The following is a 573-nucleotide window of genomic DNA, read 5'->3' on the forward strand; positions in this document are numbered from 1 at the left end:
GACTGACGTGCACAAATACGCTCTCCACCGCGAAACTGATTCGCAACACTTCCGCGCTGCCAAGCTTCGCCATGCCTTGAACTAGCAGGCCGTGTACGTTTGCAGATGGGTAACTAAATTTGACGGTATCTAAAATCGATTGTGCAGCGTTAGAAACTTCTCGACTATTTCTCAAATTAAGCGCCACGCCGTGTACGTCTGATTTGTGAGGAATATCAGGAGAGCGAAGCTTCACGGCTACCGGGTATCCAATATTTTCTGCCATGTGAACAGCTTCGATTTCATCCGATGCTATCCAAGTAGGCAAAACATTAAAGCCAAAAAGCTTAAATAGTGGGCTAGTTTGGTGTGTATCCAGTGTAACTGTGTTTTTATCCAGTAGTCGTTCGTTTACCCATTCTTTTGCAGAATTTACGCTACCTGAGTGCAGCGGCTCTGCTGTTGTTGGCGTTTCCATCAACTGTTTCTGGTTTCGCCTATATTCAACGAGGTGCATGTACGCAACGACCGCGCTTTCCGGCGTACGATAGGTAGGTATCCCCGCTTGAGTGAATGCCAGTCTAGCATCTCGAG

The 573-nt window shown here is 47.3% G+C and carries 1 protein-coding gene; it reads right to left on the minus strand.

Translation table 11 applies throughout. From position 1 onward, the window contains the following. Positions 1 to 573 (minus strand): acetate--CoA ligase family protein (locus tag R8O11_RS29970; protein WP_318195228.1); only part of this gene is annotated, 573 nt, incomplete at both ends.

Source organism: Vibrio sp. 1288 (genome assembly GCF_033344475.1).